This is a genomic window from Chitinophaga pinensis (assembly GCF_007896845.1).
Classification (GTDB): domain Bacteria; phylum Bacteroidota; class Bacteroidia; order Chitinophagales; family Chitinophagaceae; genus Chitinophaga; species Chitinophaga pinensis_C.
Genome location: NZ_VOHS01000008.1, coordinates 37,543 through 57,103 on the forward strand (window position 1 = coordinate 37,543; position 19,561 = coordinate 57,103).

Below are 19,561 nucleotides of genomic sequence, written 5' to 3' on the forward strand. Positions count from 1 at the left end.
ATAGCAATGATCCATCCGCTTACTTACATTCACCCGGACGCTAAGGTGGCGCCAAACGTGAAAATCGATCCGTTTACCGTTATTCACAAAAATGTTGAAATCGGTGAAGGCACCTGGATCGGTTCAAACGTCACTATTATGGAAGGCGCAAGGATCGGCAAGAACTGCCGTATCTTCCCCGGGTCTGTAATTTCCGCTATCCCGCAAGACCTCAAATTTGCAGGCGAAGACACCACAACCGAAATAGGAGACAACACCACCATCAGAGAGTATGTAACCATTAACCGTGGAACCAAGGACAAATGGAAAACCGTTATCGGCAAGAACTGCCTGATCATGGCCTATAGCCATATTGCTCACGATTGCGAAGTTGGCAACAGCTGCGTATTCTCCAACAGCACTACACTGGCAGGTCATATCACCGTAGGAGACTACGTGGTACTTGCAGGTATGGTAGCCGTACAGCAATTCTGTAAGATAGGCGATCATGCCTTTGTTACAGGTGGCTCCCTGGTAAGAAAAGACGTACCGCCTTTCGTAAAAGCAGCGCGTGAACCGCTGTCTTATGTAGGTGTAAACTCCATCGGTCTTAAAAGAAGAGGTTTCTCACTCGAAAAGATCAATCACATACTTGACATATACCGCGTGATATTCGTGAAAGGATACAAGCTTTCCAAAGCGATCAGTATCATCGAAGCAGAATATCCTGCCACTGACGAAAGAGATGAAATACTCTCCTTTATCCGTGAATCCGGCCGGGGCATTATGAAAGGTTATACGTCACTAGCCGGCGACGAATGAAAATAACGCTCGACCAGACAGGCAAACGCTTTAACTACGACTGGATCTTCCGTCGTGTTTCCGCTACCTTCGAACAGGGCGGACGATATGCCATACTGGGTCCCAATGGCTCGGGAAAATCTACTCTATTACAGGTTATAAGTGGTCACCTTCATCAAAACGAAGGAACTGTTACCTATAGCACTCCGGAAGAACTGCTCAGTCATGATCAGTTCTTCCGGCATTGTGCCATCGCTGCTCCCTATCTTGAACTGGTGGAAGAATTTACACTCGCAGAAAGTCTGCAATTCCACCTGCAATTCAAAAATTTCATTCCCAATATTACTCCCGCTGACGCCGTGGCCATTGTCGGTCTGGAGAAATCCATGCACAAACAGGTCCGCAACTTCTCATCCGGCATGAAACAACGCCTGAAACTGGCATTGACCATTTTCTCTGATGTACCCGTGCTGCTGCTGGATGAACCTTGTACCAACCTCGATGCCGCAGGTATCCGGCTTTATCAGCAACTTATTACTGACTACAGTGGTGACCGCATGATCATTGTCAGTTCCAATGATGAACAGGAATATTTCATGTGTCCCAACCACATCAGAATACAGGATTATAAATAAGCTCCCCTCCGGTAGTAGCCCCGACCGTTGCTGCCAATGTCTTGTTTCTTATATTTGATCAATAACTTACTTACTCAATATGCAAACTGCCAGTAAAAAAGTAATCAATGGCTGGGCAATGTATGACTGGGCGAACTCCGTGTACAACCTGGTAATTACCACCACTTTTTTCCCTATTTACTTTACCTCAGCAACCCATTCCGCTGAAACAGGCGATAATATCTCCTTCTTTGGTAAATACTTCGTCAACTCTGCACTCTACGATTATGCAATGGCTGCCGCATTTATTCTGGCCGCTTTGCTGTCTCCTATCCTCTCCTCCATCGCCGATACGAGAGGTAATAAGAAAAGATATCTCATGCTGTTCACCTGGCTGGGTGGATTGAGCTGTATCGCACTGTACAATTTCCGGGGCGCTAATGTGGAATATGGTGTCATATTCTTTATCCTCGCCACGCTTGGTTATTGCGGCGGTCTTGTGTTCTATAACTCCTACCTGCCTGAACTGGCTGCCGTGGAAGACCGTGACCGGATCAGTGCCAAAGGCTTTGCTATGGGATATATCGGTAGCGTAATATTACAGCTGATCGGATTTGTACTGGTGGCAGTAAAACCATTTGGTCTCAGCGACGGAGATGCTGTTCGTCTGACTTTCCTGCTTACAGGTATATGGTGGATAGGCTTCGCACAGATCACCTTCCTGCGGCTGCCTGCTTCCAAAGGAACCATACAGGAACATAAAGCCGGTGCACTGACCGAAGGCTTTCATGAACTCAAAAAAGTATATGCTCAGGTAAAAACGATGCCCGTACTCAAAAACTTCCTGCGCGGCTTTTTCTTTTACAGCATGGGTGTCCAGACAGTAATGATGGCAGCTACCATCTTTGGCAGTCAGGAACTACACCTGCCTTCCACCAACCTGATCGTGGCAGTTGTTGCCATTCAGGTAGTGGCAATATTAGGTGCATGGGGTATGGCAAAGCTTTCCGGTAAATTCGGTAACCTGCCCGTATTGATGGTTGTAATCGTACTATGGGTCGGTATCTGCCTTGCCGGCTACCGCATGCAGACCGCCAACGATTTTTATATGCTGGCTGTTGCTGTAGGACTGGTAATGGGTGGTGTGCAATCTCTCAGCCGTTCCACTTACGCCAAACTGATGCCCGAAACAGAAGATACCACCTCCTTCTTCAGCTATTATGACGTCGTGGAGAAGTTATCCATCACTGTCGGACTCACCACATTCGGCTACATCCACGAGCTTACCGGCAGCATGCGTAACTCCGTACTGGCGCTGATCGTTTTCTTTGTGATTGGATTGATCTGGCTGCTATCAGCACAGAAAAAACAAAAAAGCCTCGCCGCAAAAAGCTGAAATGCACGAACTTCAGCAGGCAATCAACAGACAACACCATGAAGTTATATACAATAGAGACTGGCAATTTTAAACTGGACGGCGGCGCTATGTTTGGCGTTGTACCTAAAAGTATCTGGAATAAGCTGAATCCGGCTGATGAAAACAACATGTGCTCGTGGGCCATGCGTAGTCTGCTCATCGAAGACGGAGATCGCCTGATCCTGATAGATACCGGTATTGGTAGTAAACAGGATGAAAAGTTCTTCAGCCATTATTACCTGCATGGCAACGATTCCATTGACAATTCACTGGCGAAACATGGTTTCAGCCGCAATGACATTACAGACGTATTTCTGACACATCTGCACTTCGACCATTGTGGAGGTTGTATTGAAAGACAGGGTGATAAACTGGTACCTGCATTCAAAAATGCCGCCTACTGGAGCAATGAAGAACATTGGCAATGGGCAACAAAGCCGAATGAACGTGAAAAAGCTTCATTTCTGAAAGAGAATATCCTGCCTATACAGGATAGCGGTCAGCTGAAATTTATTCCCAGAGAAGAGGGCATTCCTTTCAGCAACGATTTTAACGTCCGCTTTGTACACGGCCATACTGATTCCATGATGCTGCCACAGATCCAGTACAAGGATAAAACGATCCTGTATATGGCTGACCTGCTGCCGAGCAAGGGACATATTCCTATTCCTTATATCATGTCTTACGATATGTTTCCCATGACAACCCTTCAGGAGAAAAAAAATTTCCTCCAGGAGGCCGTTGAGAATAAATATATTCTGTTTTTTGAACACGATCCTGTAACAGAGTGTTGCACTTTGCAGATGACCGAAAAAGGCATCCGTGTAGCAGATACATTCAGATTGTCTGATGTATAAGCAGTGCCATATTGGCACCGCACATGCCTGCTGCACACATTTTGCAATACCCTTACCGGAGGTTATATTATCATGGCTATACATTTGACTCAAGACAATAAATTGAAGAAGCTAATTGTTGTAGGAGACCGGGTGCTGATCAAACTGACCACTCCGAATGAACGCACAGACAGCGGCTTATACCTTCCTCCCGGCATGCAGGAAAAGGAAAAGGTACAACAGGGATACGTTATCAAAACAGGTCCCGGATATGCCCTTCCACTTCCTTCCGAAGAGGATGAAGCGTGGAAACCAGAAGAAGAGAAAGTGAAATATATTCCGCTGCAGGCAAAAGAAGGCGACCTCGCTATCTTCCTGCTGAGTGGTTCTACCGAGGTATCTTATCAGGGCGAAAAATACTATATCGTTCCACAGGGCGCTATTCTGCTTCTGGAACGCGAAGAAGATCTGTAACGGCAATTACACCGTTAGTTATTACGAATGTCAGGTGCGGATAAAACATCCTCACCGGGCATTCGTAATTTTTTGTGCAGCACTATTGTCCGAAATCGCTTTTCTTTATCTTCAGTAAAAATTTGCACACCATGGCAACGAAAGAAGCATTTCTGGAATATATCCGCAACGGTTATTCCTTTAAGGGTGAACACGTTAAGCTTGGATGCGCCATGCTGGATGGCGAAGTTGTAAACGGCGCTGATGTATTCATACCCCTGAAAACACTCAACAGACACGGTCTCATTGCCGGCGCCACCGGTACCGGTAAAACAAAAACCCTGCAGGTCATAGCAGAAGCACTTAGTGACGCCAGCGTTCCTGTGCTGCTGATGGACATCAAAGGTGACCTGAGTGGTGTTGCAGCCGCCGGCACCAACAACGCAAAAATTGAAGAGCGTTATCAAAAAATAGGTGGCAGCTGGTCTCCTTCAGCCTACCCCGTGGAACTGCTCTCTCTCAGTAATGAAAAAGGTGCCCGTCTCCGTGCAACTGTAAGTGAATTCGGCCCCGTACTACTCTCTAAGATCCTCGAATTGAACGATACTCAGGAAGGACTGGTATCCATGATCTTCAAGTATTGCGATGATACCAAACTTCCTCTGCTGGACCTGAAAGACTTTAAAAAAGTACTACAATATGTCAGTGACGAAGGCAAAGCCGAAATGGAAAAAGACTACGGTAAAATATCTACTACCTCTGCCGGTACTATCCTGCGGAAGGTGATCGGACTGGAACAACAGGGTGCAGACCGCTTCTTCGGAGAAGCCTCCTTTGAAGTGGACGACCTGATGCATATCAGTGATGATGGCCGGGGTGTAATCTCCATCGTGAGAGTAGCCGATATACAAGATCGCCCAAAGCTGTTCTCAACTTTCATGTTAAGCCTGTTGGCCGAACTCTATGCTACCCTTCCGGAAGAAGGCGATCTGGAGAAACCAAAACTGGTGATGTTCATCGATGAAGCACACCTGATATTTCAGGAAGCCAGCACAGCTCTTCTGCAGCAAATAGAAACCATTATTAAATTGATCCGCTCTAAAGGCGTAGGTATATTCTTCTGTACACAAAACCCGATGGATGTACCTCCTTCCGTATTGGGGCAACTCGGTATGAAAGTACAGCATGCGCTGCGCGCGTTTACTGCGAATGACAGAAAGGCGATCAAACAGACCGCTGAAAACTATCCGATCTCTGAATTCTATAAGACGGATGACCTGCTGACACAGATCGGTATTGGCGAAGCCCTCTTTACCTGTCTGAATGAAAAAGGGCAGCCTACACCACTCGCCGCTACCATGTTAATATCGCCCCGCTCCCGTATGGACGTATTGACCGATGCAGAAGCGGATGCACTGGTAAATGGATCTAAACTGGTAAAGAAATATAACCGGGAAATAGACAATGAAAGTGCCTACGAGATACTAACTGCCAAGCTGCAGGAAGCAGCCGAAAAATCGGCCGAAGAAAAGCAGGAAAAGCCTGCGTCAAAAGGAGGCAGACAAAAAGAAGAAAAGAGTGTGCTGGAAACTGTATTGACCAGTTCTGCCGCCAGACAGGTAGGACGTACCGCTGCCAACATCATTACCCGCAGTTTGCTCGGGGCGCTTGGTCTTGGTGGTAAAAGCAACAAAAAAAGCAGCAGCTGGTTCTGATCCGCGTACAAATACTTATACAGGCCGGCCATGTGCCGGCCTTTTTTCTTTATATCCGGTCTTTCCAATAGAGGAATAAACAGATTCCCGCAGCCAGAAATAGCAGGATAAACAGGTTACCATACCTCAGTAACCAGTGAGGCTTGTCCTTCTGTACTTCAAGTACAAAATCTCCCTTCTCGGGTACCTCATCAATGGCTTTATATCGCTTTATCATTTTCCCAGTTCCAGTTGATTCTTTACAAGTTTGAAGTAGTGTTGTTTCAGGGCCACTAACTCTGTATGATCGCCTTCCTCTATGATTTCCCCCTTATCCAGTACAATGATCTTATCTGCATGTTTTACAGTGCTTAGACGATGTGCGATGATGACGACCGTCCTGCCTTTAAAAAACTCCTGCAGATTCTCCATGATCACCTTCTCATTGTTAGCATCCAGCGAACTGGTCGCCTCATCAAAGAAAAGAAAGGCAGGTCCCTTGTAAACAGCCCGTGCAATCAACACCCTCTGATATTCTCCCCCGCTCAAAGCAATACCGCCATGGCTCAGATTGGTATGATAACCGGAAGGTAATTGCTCAATCATGTCTTCTATATTGGCAACATGCACTGCCTGTTGCAATCTTTCTTTATCAATGGTGTAATCATTATCGGACTCTGTGATATTGCGTAACACAGTATCGGCAAAGATGAATCCGTCCTGCATTACCACGCCACAGTTACTACGCCAGTGACGGCTGTCTAAGGCTTCCAGTGATTTATCTCCAAGGCTGATACTGCCGGAAGAAGGATCATAGAACTTTAGTAATAATTTCATCAGGGTAGTTTTTCCACTACCGCTGGTACCCACTATAGCAGTTACTTTTCCCCTCGGGATAGTCAGACTGATATTCTTTAGTACCAGCCGGGAACTGGTGCTGCCATAACGAAAAGACACATTATCGAGTACAAGGTCATCATCCTGATCAGAGACATCGAAAACATTCTTCTGTTTATCTTCCTCCTCCACATTCAGCACCTCGCCGATACGCTCTATACTGATACGTGCTTCCGCAGCGCCATGAATAAATGCCACAAAACTATTCAGCGGTGTAGCCAGTTGCCCGATAATATACTGTGTTGCCAGCATCACACCCAGTGTGATCCTTCCCTCGATCACTGACCACGCAGCCACGAAAGTGATAATGATATTCATCAGCTGTAACAGGAAATTGCCACCCACTACCTGTAATTGTTCCAGTCGTAGTTCTTTCACCGCTGTGTTGTAAACCCTGTTCTGAACAGACTCCCATTCCCATCTGCGGCGACGTTCACTATTATTTAGTTTTACTTCCTGAATACCATGCATGATCTCAAGAATGCTGCTCCTGTTTTCTACTGACTCGTCTCTCCTTTTATAACTTAGGACAGCCCTCTTCTTTACAAACAGCATGATCCAACTGAAGTACAAAGTACTACCCGCCAGAAAGATGAGGAATAATGGGAAGCTGAATACGCAAAGCACCGTACCAAACAACAATATATTGATAAGAGAAAACAGTACGCTGAGAGAGGTATTGGACAAGAAAGTATCTATCTGCTTCTGATCTTCTATCCTCTGAATAAGATCAGTAATCATTTTGGAGTCAAAGAATGCGATTGGCAGTTTCATCATCTTCACAAGGAAGTCTGAAACAATAGCAATATTTACACGTTTACTCATGTACAGCAACAACCATCGACGTACTATTTCGGCTCCAGTCTGAGACAGAAATAATATCAGTTGCCCTGCCAGAATCAGGTACACAAAATTGAGGTTATTAAACCGGATACCTTTATCGACCAATGCCTTTGTCAGAAAAGGGAAGACAACCTGTATAAAAGAAAGGATCAGTACTCCGATCATTACCTGATAGAGTATCTGCTTGTGTGTACGCAAATAAGGCAGCAAAAATCGCAGATCAAGTGGCCTGCCCGCTACTTCTCCTTCTTTGTTATAAAACTCTGCTGAAGGCTCTAAAAATAGGGCAAAACCCTCCTGCTCTTCTTCTTTCTTAATCTTCTTATTGTATAACCAGCCTTCGAGGAACTTCGCGTGGGTATACTTCACCTTACCAAAAGCAGGATCTGCTACCCAGATGTGTTTATCATCTGTTTTATAAACCACTACAAAATGCCGTTGCCGCCAATGTACGATACAAGGCAGCGGCACGTCATTGACCAATGACTCAAAACTTATATTCAGCGCCAGGGTTTTCATCCCGATCTGTTCTGCTGCATCGCAAAGCCCCAGCACGGAGACACCCTGTCTGGTAATACCTGACATTTCCCTGAGCTGCTGAATGGAATAATTCTTTTTGTAAAATGCACAGATCATCTTCAGACAGGCTGCTCCGCAGTCCATCTGGTCCAGCTGCCTGAAGAACGGAAATGAGGAAAATCTGATCAACTGATATACGATTTAAGATAATTAGATTCTGTTGATCACTTTCAGTGATTCAAGGTGTAGCAATACATCTGCGATCATAGAAGGTGCTTCAATCTCATAACAACTATCCAGATGTGAGATCAATGTTTCGAAAGTCTGTGGTGTTGCCAGAAAGCGAAGTATATCAAAAGCAAGTTCGGCGATGATGACCGCCTCTCCGTCAGCCGTACGGATCATGATCTGATCCATGGGAATATCTTCTTCCAGCCGGCCTCTGACTTCATATTTTATCCCTTCACAAACACCGAATATAGTTGCATCCACTATCGGCTGCTGCACATACTCCATCTTGCGAAACACGACCAGCCAGTTTTTCAGGGTAACTGTCTGCATAGACAAATCCGATTCCAGATGATTACACCTGATCACTTCTTCCCGTACCACTTCAAAACCAGCCCTTATAAAAGCAGCCCTGATCTCGTTAGCCGCAAGCTTCTCACCAACATCCTCAAAGCCATATCCTAATGGCCCCAGATGAATAAATACCCCACCGGGCTTCAACAGTCGTTTCACTTCGGGCAATAACAATTTCAGGGCAAGTACGTCCGTGAAATAAGCGGAACAGAATGCCGAGATGCTACCATCTTTATGTGGAGAATGCAGGATATCTGAAATATAGCAGAACAGTTTATCGTTTACCTCAGGCAGTGTATATCCGCTGAATGGTGCATGATAACTGGCAGTCAGTTCTCTGGCTACATATGTATCCTGTAATATATTAGCATAATTGATTTCATGAAAATTGATACTGGCACCTTTCAACAACTGCTGAAAGAACCAGAGCATAGAAAAGGAAAGATCAGTCGCATATACCTTTTCAAAATAACCGCATAGTTCTACGGCAATACGTCCTACACCTGCTCCCGCAACAAGGATATTTTCCCTGTCACTGATAGCCTCATTGATCACTTCTTCAAGTGGTCCCAGAATTTCTGAAAGTTGTAGTTCACCTTCTTCCAGCCAGCACCAGTCTCTTTTCAGATATTGGAAATCCTTGAGGACAGCAGCCGTTACCGGAGAAGACTTCGTCCTGAGTAAGGCAGCAGGACTCGCACGTTCACATAACATATTGACCAGAGTTCCTATCAGCTCATTATTACCCGACAACGCTTTTCTCAATTGCTGCCAGTATACCTGCCGTAAGGGTCTGTTTTCAAAAGCCTGTTCCAGCTCTCCCAGCTCGGCTTCTTTCTGCTGGGCGAAATCTGCATATTGTTTTGCCATACCGGCAATATATTCTTCTTCGTTGCTCACAAACAATGGCACACCATGAAGATGTGGATAGTCTTTATGACACGCAGCACAACTGTATGTCTCCTCCTTTATAAGAGGCGCTCCGCATTGCAGACAGATCATCTGATCAGCAGCAATGTCAGTATATGTAATCATCTGAATTATTTTATAGCAAGAAAACCCTCAAAACAAACATATTTCATCACAGACAGGATGTCTACAAAACCGGCTCTTGTCAGCAGGTCTTTATTACCAGTAGTAGAAAAAGGTTCCAATACGCCTTTCAGGCTTCTGCTCTTGGCAAGAATCTCACCAGCTGTGAAACCCTGTGCCAGCTTAAATTCTGTATAGAGGCTGGTAGCAATATCCTGAAAGCGTGCATCATTTGCCCGTACCTTTTCAAACATGATCAATGCACCACCCCAATTCAGGGCATTGTATATTTTGTCCACTACCAGTTGCCTCACTTTGGGTTTAATAAACTGTAGTGTATAGTAGAGGATAATAAGATCACTCTTTTTCAGATCAATATCCAGAATGTCATCATGTATAAAGGAAACCTGCGGATACTCCCTGCACTTTTCTTTTGCAGCGCTGATCATATCAGCTTCTCTGTCTATACCGATGATTTCAACATCTTTGTTTTGACAGTTTATGGCCAGCTGTTTTGTAAGTTCGGCTGTTGAACAACCTATTTCATAACAAACGGAATCGTCTGACAAAAAGAAATCTGACAATTTTACGATGAGGTCATGACCTTCATGATATAAGGGGATCGACTTGGGAGCGTGTGTATCAAAGGCAGCCACAGTTTTACCAGAGAAGGTCCATCCTGCATTGGCGGCAACGATCGTATCACCGGCATGGAACGTTGTTAATTCGTTATCCATATTGCGGGGTTATTGGTGAAGGGAAAAAGACAAGAGCAGTATTACTACTGCCCTTGTTTACACTCTTACGTTTTTTCAATTACAGCGCAGATGCTGCTTCCAGCGTAGTGTGGCAAGATGCGAGTGTACCACCTACGATTTTTGCCAGAGCATCTTCTGCTTTCACTGACTGTGCTGCTGCTTTCAGCTCTTCGATGGTCAGTTTTTTCTTTGTTTCGTTAGCTTTGGAGCTGTTTTTACCCATTTTCATACAATGAACGTTTATTTGGTTAACGCCTACTCTGTCGCAGATTTTCGGCTTCCTCTGTAAAACCCTTTGTATTGTAAATAACAATTATTTCATTCTGTCCCTTTCACTGCCAATACCGATGGTATGTCTTTTGGCAGTTCTGAGTTTACTGTTGCCAAACTTGTAACTGAGGTTCAGTTTAACAACTCTTGAATCGGTATAGGTCTTGTATCCGGAGTGCTGGTCCAGATAGTTGATGTCCCACTGCCACCTGTTGGTATAGAAGATATCCGTCACACTTAACACAGCTGCAAACTTTGCAGAAAATGTTTTACGGATAGCAGCATCTACAAAGAAACGTGTACCCACTTCATAGAGACCATTCAACGATGGTGTTCTGTAATAAGCGGTCATCTCAGCCGTCACACTTTTTGATATAGGGAACGTGTTATTGGCGTTGATGTAGAATACCGGTTTGGTTATATTATAAGTACCATTCAGATAAGGTGTCTTATACTGTATCAGGTAGTTATTCCAGGTGATATTACTCTGCCACCATTTCGTGACTGTGACAGGGATAATAAAGTATATACGGTAGTAATAACAGTAATCAATATTCGCAATGATATTCTGCAATGACTGTAAATCATAATGCTGCTGTACTGACTGTTCAATTCTGTCTCTGATCTGATCTATCTCGATTGCTGCGCGATACTTCTTTTTGAATATATAAGCCAGTTCCAGTGTATTGGTATAAGACGGTTTCAGAAAAGGATTACCCGTTGAATAGGCGTTCGGATCTCTCCGGATAGCCAGTGGACTGAGATAGTTATAGTTCGGCCGCTCAAAACTTGTGGTGTAAGAGAAATTAAACTCATGGTTTTTATTGACCACATACTGTGCGAACACAGAAGGGAACACCCTGAAATAATTTCTATCAACGATATCTTCCTGCCGCAATACACTGCCTTTTGCAATGGTCTGCTCCACACGTGTGCCTGCCTTTACTGTCCATTTCTTAAATGCCTTCTCAAGATTAAAATAGGCAGCGTTCACATTTTCAGTATAATCAAACTTATTCAGTTGTGAAGTATCTACTCTGTATTTATCACCCTGCAATTCTGCATAAACGAGATCGCTGTTATTCTCCATCCATGTGCTTTTGGCACCTAACTCAAGGGTATAATCATTCTTCAGTTTTCTTGTAAAGTCAACCGTAATACCCTTCACATTCAATTTTACAGGCGCCTCATTTCTGAAGTAAGCAGATGGCTTACGCTCTTCCATATTGGGATTGAAGTAGGAAAAGAAATAGTCCTGTCCATTGTCTGCGTTGTAATGTGCATAGTCTGCGTTTACACTCAGCGATCCTTTCGTACCCATTGTCAGATTATAATACACATTATACAACTGCACACCTGAAGGGTATCTGATAGCACTGTTGGTATGTACAATAGAGTCGATGTTGCCTTTACTTTGAATATAGGTATCGTTGTCATACAGGCTTTTCCTGCGTACGCGCTGTGCATTAACCTGAAACCCTATGGTATGTTTCGCATTGATCGTGTAATCCAGTCCTCCTATCAGCGTATGTGATTTATTGACTGTACGTGCATACTGTTGCTGATCGAAGTAAACCGGTACTGCCTGATCTGCATAATCTACATAAGAAGGTTGCCGCTGATAATCTTTGATGCTCATGAAAGAATAGTTCACATAAGCATTCAGCTTTCCCACTTTGTAATTCAGGTTTAACGCAGGGCTATACTTATCATACTTTCCCTGTCCATATGTAAAAGACACCGTTCCGTTTGTGCCTTCTGCCTGATTCTTTACGGTTCTGATATTGACCACACCAACCCCTTGTCCTGCTTCATAGCGGGCAGATGGATGTTTGATAATCTCTATCTGACTCACCTGATCAGCTGCCATACCTCTCAGCATGTTACTCAGCTGCTCTCCGCGCAGATAAGTTGACTTACCATTGATCAACACTACAGCACCGGTAGTACCGAGTATAGACACTGCACTGCCACTTGTTTCAACGCCGGGCGATTTACCAAGTAAATCCCACACTGAATTACCGTTGGTGAGAATACTCTTCTCTACGTTCAGTACTATCTTATCAATCTTATATTCTATCAGTGGCTTACGCGATGCGATCGTCACCTCTTTTAGCAAACGGGGATCTCTTTTCAATACCAGTAGCTGTTCTACAGGACTGTTATCAACACCAGACAGATTCAATGGAACTGCTAATTCCCTGTAACCGATTAATACTGCTTTGAGCACATAGTTACCTTTCTTCAGGTGTTTGATATCATAGCCACCTGCAGCATCGCTTTCGGCATTGGCAACTATTGTCGAATCGGGCAGATTCAACACAGTAATTTTAGCATATGCGATAGGTAACTGCGTACTATCCTCCTTCACTGTTCCTCTTATCTGTAACTGGGCTAACACCTGTAGGTGAATGAGTACAGACAATACTAACAGTGACGCTGTCTTTTTACAAGCGCTCATCATAGGTTTTCATTTAAAAGCAAATCGGAACAGGATCTATTGGTTATTCGCTGGTTATTGAGTAATCATTTAAGAGACAAAAATTAGGATAACTAAACCTGGAAACCTGATTGGAGAAGTCCGCACGATCCAGTATATGTCTGATGTTTTCCAGTGTATGTTCAATACCTTCATGCAAAGATGTATAGAGATTTTCTCCTGCATCGGTATAGACTTCTGAAAAAACAACTTTCTGCATACCGGTCTTGTATCTGCGGCTCTGGTCACAGTATCGGGCTATCAGTTCATGGCGTTCCTCTTTGGAGAATGCATCCTTTATCCGAAACAAAACATCAAAACATTTCACACGTTGTCCCACGGTAAATATTCCATGGAAAGCATCGTAGATATTTCTTTTGTCAGCTGTTATCCCCGAATAATCTGATAATAGTTTTAGTTCAGGATTGATCACAAAATACTCGTCCATATTGAACATGTAAGCGTTGAGCATATTGTGTGACCACTGGTGTATCAGATCATCCAGAAAGAAAGCGACGCTGCTGTTTTCATTTGCATTCAGGAAGACAGTTCCTTGTAATTCTTTCGTAGCAAAGCTGTTCACTGGTTCGCTGTTAAAGATCACGATCTTACTGTTTGTCATACAGGATAACCTGTAAAAGACAGGACAGTGCGTTTCTATGAGCTTCAATGCACGTTCCAGATTATTGCGCTGTAACACGCTGATGTTGTAGGTATCGATCGCTGATGCATCTACTTCAGCGTCTTCACGTACAGGGACAAAATACTTATAAAAAAGTGGATGATTAAATGGCAACAATTCAAAATCACCAACCATCTGCAGCGGCACAAAAGTATGTGGCAGCAATGTATCACCATCTCTTACTTCAAAGGCTGTTCCTCCTCTATAGCGCACCTGCGCCGTTTCTACATGGATTGCACCGGTAAGGCAAATGCTTCCCATCTTAGGCAGATAAGCTATACCATGCGGATCAAATGTCGCTGTAAACGAATTTGGGCGCAGTTCTTCAGAAATGTATCCAAAAAGGATCTGTTCCAGTGAAGGACAATTGGGTGCTGTTGCGTTATTAAACCGGGCAAATAACAGTGGTTCCAGAAAGATATCATCATCATTGATGTCCAGTAGGGATATGATATTTTCGTCCTCCTTGTATACCAGTATTTTTATTGTTTGCGCAAGTTCTTCCAACTTATCCTGCAGCTTGAGATCATCAATAAAATCTGTTGATTGATCCGGTCTCCGCGTGATATTGAGGGGTAACATAGTGTTGTGGATGTTATGTTATGGGTCTTAATTATTGGGCAACACTTCTTACTTCCTTTCTTCAATCTTCAAAACGAATTTAGTAACATTTTCCAATCCTCCAAAAAAATTTAGTCACGCATTGAGAACAAACGCTCAGTAGATTTCACATAACTCTTCTTTGTCATTCCTACCAAAACGTGATCCATACCGGCTTTCAGACAATACTCGCAAGCGAGCTCAGAAATTTTTCGTTTATCATTATCTGGTAAAAAGCCATTTTGGACAAATTTTTCTCTCCATGCATTTGCTTTCAATGTGAGCTCTTTTCGTGAGTAATCTTTACACAACTGCTTCAATTTTTCGTAGATGCGTTTATGTGTAATCGGAATATTGTTGTCATACAACGTTCTGAGTAAAGGATACAAATGCGTCTGAAATACTTGCTCCACGGCATCTGGCGTCCCCATACTCCTCCATCTGTCATTAATAATTTTCACAACAGGCAGTGACAATGCATCCTCTTCAAGACCATTCCTGATCATGCGTTGTTGTATCAACGTAATTGCCTTTTCAACCAATAATACGTCTTTTTCCTCCTGCAATTTCGCTGTCTCTTTCTCATAAGATGCAAACCTGATTATTTCATTTCCTTGTTGACTACTGAGTGGTCTGTTTGCAATTGTGATAATGTCATTCTCTTTTGCAGCAGCAATAAGACTACGGCCATTATGATGCGGCGTAAGCGCCTGCTGCTCTATCAGGTTAAAAGGAAATTGTATGAACTTAAAGTGATGGCCGGACTTAATACTACGCGCAATATCCAGTAATCTGTCAAGGTCTGTTGTGTCATCTGCAACTGTATCAAAAGGAAAGGTATTGGAACTGACACCATAGTACCTTATAACTCCTTTGCTCACCTGTTCTTCCAGCCATTCAAATGCTTTTCTGAAGCGATGATAATACTCATCTCTACTCAATGGTACTGTTGTTTGCCGGAAGTAATGTTCAGGATTATGTAACAGAAATGTATCCACATAATCCACCTGCATGCGCTCCATAGATAGCTTTAACTGCAATTCGAGGTACACCGGATGAATAGAATATTTCATTCTTTCAGAGAAAGTAATCACTTCATCTTCCAGCAGCTTATTGTCTACCCTGTCTAACAGGGGCAGGCTTTCACCTTGTATATAACCCGCTTTCGTCACAATAAATACTTTTTCTCTAAGCTGATGTGCTGAGAGGACCTCTCCTATCAATCGCTCAGAAGCGCCATTCAGGTAATTACCTGCTGTATCCAGCAGATTGCATCCGGCATATATGGCAGCAAGCAGGGCTTCATGATGTTCCTGCTGGTTAACTGATGTACGGTAAGCGCCAAATCCGGCGGCAGTAAGTTGTTGTATCGGTAACATATTTCAGGGTTTTTAAAAAGGGCTTCAGATAGCTAAAATAAATCCTTTATAGCGTTTACCACATTTTCTTTAAATTTACTTTATCTATAAACCCTCAAAAGTATAACATGAAGAAATTAGCTTTAACCCTTTTCGTCAGCCTCTTTTTCTTATACACCCAGGCTCAGACGAATACCTCTACCACTCCGGAACACCCAGCAGACAGCAAAGTAAAATTCAAAAAGGAAAATGTTGACTTCGGTACCACTGCTTTTAACAAACCTGTTACTGTCAACTTTGAATTTACCAACGTGGAGAAACAACCGGTGCTGATTGAAAATGTAAGGACCAGCTGCGGATGCACTGCCCCCACATGGACGAAAGAACCCGTGCTGCCAGGTAAAACAGGAAAAGTAACTACTACTTATTCTGCCAACTCGGTTGGACAACAAAACAAAACGATCTGGGTAAAGATCAAAGGAATTGACCAGGAAAAAGAATTACATCTGACCGGAACGGTACAGAACTAAACCTTGCTACAATCACCTTATTGCCTGGCAGCGGCGTCACACACGTCTTACTGCCGGGCATTTTTATCCCCGCTCCTACCTGTCATACATTTTATTGACAATGATTTCTCAAGATTCACTATCTTATTGCCTCAATAGATCAAACTAAAGATTACATGGAAAAAATCATCAAAACCGGCATATGCGCCTACGGCATGTCAGGCCACGTTTTCCACGCACCTTTTATTCATGTACATCCCGGATTTGCATTCACGGCTGTAGTGGAAAGAAGTAAACACATGGCTCAGGAAAGATATCCTGATGTAAAAGTGTACAAAAGTGTAGAAGAGATGCTCCAGGATGAAAGCCTGGAACTGATCGTTGTAAATACGCCGAACTATACACACTACGAATACACCAAAGCGGCTCTGCAAGCAGGCAAACATGTGATCGTAGAAAAACCATTCACCGTTGCATCCAAAGAAGGACAGGAACTGGTGGAACTGGCCAAAAGCAAAGGTCTTTTACTGAGCGTATATCATAACAGACGCTTTGATAGTGATTTCAAAATCGTACGACAAGTAATAAACAGCGGTGATCTGGGAGATATTCTGGAAGCAGAAATACACTATGACCGCTATCGCGAAGAACTCAGTTATAAAAAACATAAAGAAGCTGCCCTCCCCGGCACTGGCGGACTGTATGACCTCGGGTCTCATCTGGTAGATCAGGGACTGCAACTCTTCGGTATGCCTGATGGTATCTGGGCTGATATCCGTATCATCCGTAAAGATTCACTGGTAGATGATTACTTCGAACTGGTATTCTTTTATGATAAACTGCGCGTCCGCCTGAAATGCAGCTATATCACCAGAGAACCTATTCCTTCCTATCAGTTCCATGGTCGTAAAGGTTCTTTCATCAAAACAAAGGCCGACACACAGGAGACCATGCTACAACAGGGACTTATGCCCGGTGCGCCAGGATGGGGTATAGAAGGTATTCATGAATGGGGACTGATACACACAGAGAAAGATGGAGAGGTCATCAGAAAATATCTGCCATCACCCAAAGGCAACTATCTGGAATTCTTCGATGGCATGTATGAAGCCATTGCCAATGGTGCGCCTGTACCGGTTGAACCAACTGACGCTGTCAATGTGATCCGCGTTATTGAAGCCGCTTTTGAAAGCAGTAAAACCGGCAGTATCGTCAAACTGTAAAACAATCAGTCTGTATAAAAGCGAAAGCCGTACCCTTCACGTGTACGGCTTTCGCTTTTATACAAAATCATATTATCTGAGATATACCTTTCCATCAGCATCCCTGGCGGCTTTTTCTTCCAGAATCAGGAACTGCATCACTTCCAGCAGTGTATCTTCGTCTATAGCTAAAAGCCGGTTCCTTACTACATTCCAATCTTCCGGTTCGGTCCCTAACTCTGCAATCAGCTGACTCGCAATTGTCGCGCCCGTTTTTGCTTCAAGCGGCTTTTTCCGCCTCTCTATACACACATCACATGTACCACATGCTGCTGTATCCTTCTCTCCGAAATATCTGACCAGCAATTGCGTGCGGCAGATCTCCCGGTTCCCTACATAGTCCAGCATGGCATCCAGTCGCGCTTTATATGCCTGCATACGCTCTTTTATTTTTCCCGCATCTATCTGCAGGTGTTGCGCAGATACGCGCTCCTGCGAAAAACACAGCTGCGGTTCTTCCTTACGCTGGTTATAGCTGATAATACTCCTCTGATGCAATTGTTGTAACCATTGTACAATCTGCAGTTCCGGCTTCCTTAGTATGCGTGCCAGTTGTTTTTCATACACAGGCACCGGCGTATCAAAGATGCCTTCGTACGTGCGTAATAATGTCTGCGTGACCGATTCAAAGTCAGGCTGGAGATCTATAAAATCATAGAGTGTTTGCTTACTGATCACAAACTCTACTCTTGAAGGCATAAACACACTTTCGCTAAGTTGCAATATACCTTCCTGTTCAAGTATGCGTAATGCGCTGTAGGCAGTCGTTATATTGAGATTAAACCTTCTTACGAAATCATTAATATCAAAGTCATAATACACCCCTTCTGCACTACCCACAGCCACCTGCAGATAGTTTACCAGACTTTGATACACTTCACGGATAGCAGGTATTTCAGGAAATTGCAATTGCATATTCTGCACCATTTCATTCAGTTCCTGCTGCTGGTATAAAAGTACTGCATAAGCTTTCTTTTCATCCCTGCCTGCGCGTCCAGCCTCCTGATAATAAGCTTCCAGCGCATCTGTGGCGTCATAATGCACCACTACCCGCACATCTGGTTTATCGATCCCCATACCAAATGCATTGGTACAGGCAATCACCCGTATACGTCCATTGATCCACAATTCCTGTCGTGCGGTACGTTCCTCCCCGGTCAGTCCCGCATGGTAATAAGTAGCGCCAATACCTTCCTGTTCCAGCATATCGGCAATCTCACGGGTGCGTTTCCGGTTACGGCAATAGACGATTGCACTACCCGGCACTCTTTGCAGGATATGCTTCAGCTTTTCAGGCTTATTATCCTCTTCAATAACACTATAGGAAAGATTTGCGCGGGCAAAGCTTTTGGTAAATACTGCGGCCTGTTTCATCAGCAGCTTTTTGCAGATATCCTGCTGTACTTCAGGGGTAGCGGATGCAGTAAGTGCCAGTACCGGCACTCCGGGAAAATAGCCCCTGATAGCTGCTATTTCAAGATAGGCGGGACGAAAATCATATCCCCATTGTGAAATACAGTGTGCTTCATCAATCGCCAGCAGGTTCACCGGCATCCCGTCACAATATTCCAGAAAACGATTGCTCTGCAAACGCTCCGGAGAAACGTACAAAAATTTATATTTCCCTCTGCGGGCTTCTTCCAGCAGACGTTCCACATCCTGATAATACATACCGGCATAAATTGCTGCAGCCGGTATATTCCGCTTTTGCAGGTTTGCTACCTGATCTTTCATCAACGCAATCAAAGGCGTCACTACCAGACACAATCCCGGTTTCATCAGGGCCGGTACCTGAAAACAAATAGACTTCCCACCACCCGTAGGCAGCAATGCCAGGGTATCTTTTCCGTTGATGATCGATTGTATAATATCTTCCTGTAAAGGACGGAACTGTTCGTATCCCCAGAACTTCTTGAGTATGTCGGACGGATTAAGCATATCTGAGCAGGTGTAAAAATAAAGAATCTGCACCTACA

At 44.0% G+C, this 19,561-nt stretch carries 16 protein-coding genes; 8 read left to right on the top strand and 8 right to left on the bottom strand.

Going from position 1 to position 19,561, the window contains the following annotated elements:
* Positions 1–6: 6 nt before the first annotated feature.
* The 6 genes from lpxA (at position 7) to FEF09_RS10395 (ending at position 5,815) form a co-directional block, all read left to right on the top strand.
* Positions 7–801, top strand: a complete 795-nt coding sequence (gene lpxA / locus FEF09_RS10370; RefSeq protein ID WP_012788952.1) for an acyl-ACP--UDP-N-acetylglucosamine O-acyltransferase — start codon at positions 7–9, stop codon at positions 799–801.
* Positions 798–1,415, top strand: a complete 618-nt coding sequence (locus FEF09_RS10375) for an ATP-binding cassette domain-containing protein (RefSeq protein ID WP_146305045.1) — start codon at positions 798–800, stop codon at positions 1,413–1,415. Before lpxA ends, FEF09_RS10375 begins: the two co-directional genes overlap by 4 nt.
* Positions 1,416–1,494: 79 nt before the next feature.
* Positions 1,495–2,790, top strand: coding sequence for an MFS transporter (locus FEF09_RS10380; RefSeq protein WP_146305046.1), 1,296 nt, complete (start codon positions 1,495–1,497; stop codon positions 2,788–2,790).
* A gap of 38 nt (positions 2,791–2,828) precedes the next feature.
* Positions 2,829–3,668 (top strand): MBL fold metallo-hydrolase, encoded by an 840-nt coding sequence (locus tag FEF09_RS10385; protein WP_146305047.1) that lies wholly within the window; start codon positions 2,829–2,831, stop codon positions 3,666–3,668.
* A 102-nt stretch (positions 3,669–3,770) separates the two neighbouring features.
* Entirely contained in the window at positions 3,771–4,121 is a 351-nt protein-coding gene (locus FEF09_RS10390) for a co-chaperone GroES family protein (protein ID WP_261387409.1), read from the top strand.
* Between the two features lie 131 nt (positions 4,122–4,252).
* Positions 4,253–5,815 carry a helicase HerA-like domain-containing protein gene (locus FEF09_RS10395; RefSeq protein ID WP_146305048.1) on the top strand — a complete coding sequence of 521 codons (1,563 nt, stop codon included), beginning with the start codon at positions 4,253–4,255 and terminating at the stop codon, positions 5,813–5,815.
* A 213-nt stretch (positions 5,816–6,028) separates the two neighbouring features.
* On the opposite strand, the gene FEF09_RS10400 is transcribed toward FEF09_RS10395, so the two are convergent.
* The 7 genes from FEF09_RS10400 to FEF09_RS10425 all read right to left on the bottom strand — a co-directional run bounded on the left by FEF09_RS10400 (position 6,029) and on the right by FEF09_RS10425 (position 15,835).
* Complete coding sequence (locus FEF09_RS10400) at positions 6,029–8,242, bottom strand: peptidase domain-containing ABC transporter (RefSeq protein WP_146305049.1); 2,214 nt, start codon at positions 8,240–8,242, stop codon at positions 6,029–6,031.
* Positions 8,243–8,263: 21 nt separating this feature from the next.
* Positions 8,264–9,670, bottom strand: coding sequence for a methyltransferase domain-containing protein (locus FEF09_RS10405; protein ID WP_146305050.1), 1,407 nt, complete (start codon positions 9,668–9,670; stop codon positions 8,264–8,266).
* A gap of 5 nt (positions 9,671–9,675) precedes the next feature.
* Positions 9,676–10,404 (bottom strand): methyltransferase domain-containing protein, encoded by a 729-nt coding sequence (locus tag FEF09_RS10410; RefSeq protein WP_146305051.1) that lies wholly within the window; start codon positions 10,402–10,404, stop codon positions 9,676–9,678.
* Between the two features lie 79 nt (positions 10,405–10,483).
* Positions 10,484–10,654: a hypothetical protein gene (locus FEF09_RS30685; protein ID WP_186774278.1), complete on the bottom strand. Its 171-nt coding sequence runs from the start codon at positions 10,652–10,654 to the stop codon at positions 10,484–10,486.
* Between the two features lie 84 nt (positions 10,655–10,738).
* Entirely contained in the window at positions 10,739–13,159 is a 2,421-nt protein-coding gene (locus tag FEF09_RS10415) for a TonB-dependent receptor domain-containing protein (protein ID WP_146305052.1), read from the bottom strand.
* Between the two features lie 40 nt (positions 13,160–13,199).
* Positions 13,200–14,438 carry an HEXXH motif-containing putative peptide modification protein gene (locus FEF09_RS10420; RefSeq protein ID WP_146305053.1) on the bottom strand — a complete coding sequence of 413 codons (1,239 nt, stop codon included), beginning with the start codon at positions 14,436–14,438 and terminating at the stop codon, positions 13,200–13,202.
* Between the two features lie 110 nt (positions 14,439–14,548).
* Positions 14,549–15,835: an aldo/keto reductase gene (locus tag FEF09_RS10425; RefSeq protein ID WP_146305054.1), complete on the bottom strand. Its 1,287-nt coding sequence runs from the start codon at positions 15,833–15,835 to the stop codon at positions 14,549–14,551.
* Between the two features lie 107 nt (positions 15,836–15,942).
* Between FEF09_RS10425 and FEF09_RS10430 the strand changes: the two genes are divergently transcribed.
* Both FEF09_RS10430 and FEF09_RS10435 read left to right on the top strand, forming a co-directional pair.
* Positions 15,943–16,344 carry a DUF1573 domain-containing protein gene (locus tag FEF09_RS10430; RefSeq protein ID WP_146305055.1) on the top strand — a complete coding sequence of 134 codons (402 nt, stop codon included), beginning with the start codon at positions 15,943–15,945 and terminating at the stop codon, positions 16,342–16,344.
* Between the two features lie 155 nt (positions 16,345–16,499).
* The gene (locus FEF09_RS10435) at positions 16,500–17,546 is read left to right on the top strand and encodes a Gfo/Idh/MocA family oxidoreductase (RefSeq protein WP_146305056.1); all 1,047 of its coding nucleotides are present in this window, start codon (positions 16,500–16,502) and stop codon (positions 17,544–17,546) included.
* 72 nt (positions 17,547–17,618) lie between these two features.
* Here the strand turns inward: FEF09_RS10435 and FEF09_RS10440 are convergent, their stop codons facing one another.
* The gene (locus tag FEF09_RS10440; RefSeq protein ID WP_146305057.1) at positions 17,619–19,523 is read right to left on the bottom strand and encodes an ATP-dependent DNA helicase RecQ; all 1,905 of its coding nucleotides are present in this window, start codon (positions 19,521–19,523) and stop codon (positions 17,619–17,621) included.
* Positions 19,524–19,561 lie beyond the last annotated feature (38 nt).

What these genes read in the sequence shown, in the direction of transcription:
- lpxA (WP_012788952.1), top strand. Translation starts at nt 7, where the DNA reads ATGATCCATCCGCTTACTTACATTCACCCGGACGCTAAGGTGGCGCCA.
- FEF09_RS10375 (WP_146305045.1), top strand. Translation starts at nt 798, where the DNA reads ATGAAAATAACGCTCGACCAGACAGGCAAACGCTTTAACTACGACTGG.
- FEF09_RS10380 (WP_146305046.1), top strand. Translation starts at nt 1,495, where the DNA reads ATGCAAACTGCCAGTAAAAAAGTAATCAATGGCTGGGCAATGTATGAC.
- FEF09_RS10385 (WP_146305047.1), top strand. Translation starts at nt 2,829, where the DNA reads ATGAAGTTATATACAATAGAGACTGGCAATTTTAAACTGGACGGCGGC.
- FEF09_RS10395 (WP_146305048.1), top strand. Translation starts at nt 4,253, where the DNA reads ATGGCAACGAAAGAAGCATTTCTGGAATATATCCGCAACGGTTATTCC.
- FEF09_RS10405 (WP_146305050.1), bottom strand. Translation starts at nt 9,670, where the DNA reads ATGATTACATATACTGACATTGCTGCTGATCAGATGATCTGTCTGCAA.
- FEF09_RS10410 (WP_146305051.1), bottom strand. Translation starts at nt 10,404, where the DNA reads ATGGATAACGAATTAACAACGTTCCATGCCGGTGATACGATCGTTGCC.
- FEF09_RS30685 (WP_186774278.1), bottom strand. Translation starts at nt 10,654, where the DNA reads ATGAAAATGGGTAAAAACAGCTCCAAAGCTAACGAAACAAAGAAAAAA.
- FEF09_RS10415 (WP_146305052.1), bottom strand. Translation starts at nt 13,159, where the DNA reads ATGATGAGCGCTTGTAAAAAGACAGCGTCACTGTTAGTATTGTCTGTA.
- FEF09_RS10420 (WP_146305053.1), bottom strand. Translation starts at nt 14,438, where the DNA reads ATGTTACCCCTCAATATCACGCGGAGACCGGATCAATCAACAGATTTT.
- FEF09_RS10425 (WP_146305054.1), bottom strand. Translation starts at nt 15,835, where the DNA reads ATGTTACCGATACAACAACTTACTGCCGCCGGATTTGGCGCTTACCGT.
- FEF09_RS10430 (WP_146305055.1), top strand. Translation starts at nt 15,943, where the DNA reads ATGAAGAAATTAGCTTTAACCCTTTTCGTCAGCCTCTTTTTCTTATAC.
- FEF09_RS10435 (WP_146305056.1), top strand. Translation starts at nt 16,500, where the DNA reads ATGGAAAAAATCATCAAAACCGGCATATGCGCCTACGGCATGTCAGGC.
- FEF09_RS10440 (WP_146305057.1), bottom strand. Translation starts at nt 19,523, where the DNA reads ATGCTTAATCCGTCCGACATACTCAAGAAGTTCTGGGGATACGAACAG.